This window comes from Vibrio sp. 1078-1 (assembly GCF_033340475.1).
This window is the reverse complement of record NZ_JAWOWM010000595.1, coordinates 1-594: the sequence shown is the minus strand read 5'-3', so window position 1 is coordinate 594 and position 594 is coordinate 1. Positions and strand designations below refer to the sequence as shown.

At 46.5% G+C, this 594-nt stretch carries 1 protein-coding gene; it reads left to right on the top strand.

Translation table 11 applies throughout. The features are described 5' to 3' along the window. Positions 1-458: GGDEF domain-containing protein (locus R7190_RS29000; protein ID WP_318138084.1), on the top strand; the 458-nt coding region annotated here is incomplete at its 5' end. Positions 459-594: the final 136 nt, after the last annotated feature.

Sequence of the window (594 nt, the reverse complement as noted above, 5' to 3'; positions counted from 1 at the left end):
CACGCGAGAAAAATACGCCTATCAGCATCGTTATGACTGACGTGGACGATTTTAAAACCATTAATGACCAATACGGACACACCACTGGCGACTCAGTCATGGCAACCATCGCCACGATTTTTAAACAAACGTTACCAGAGTCAGCATGTACCGTTCGCTTTGGTGGTGACGAGTTTATGATTGTGTTGCTTGCCAATGCCGAAAACGCGAAAGCCTATGCCGAGTTAGTACGTCGCAGCATTGAACGTGAAACGTCGCTGCTTGCTTTTAAAAACCAAGTCACGATGAGCTTCGGCATCAGCGAGCTAATGCCCAATGACAGCTTACAAGATGCACTCACCCGAGCCGACGAAGCACTGTATTGTTCGAAGCATACCGGGCGAAATCAAGTCACGACATTCCAAGATGAAAGCGAGGTGGGTGGTAAGTTCATCCAAACACCGACTAAAAGCGCATAACGGAAAGGTAAAACGACATCGCTCCTATTATTCCATTCACGAATCGGTGTAATCGGAGCGATTCAGACCAAATTTTTGCATTTTCTGATTTAGGGTGCGGCGTGGTAAATCGAGCTCTTGCATCACTTCATTAATC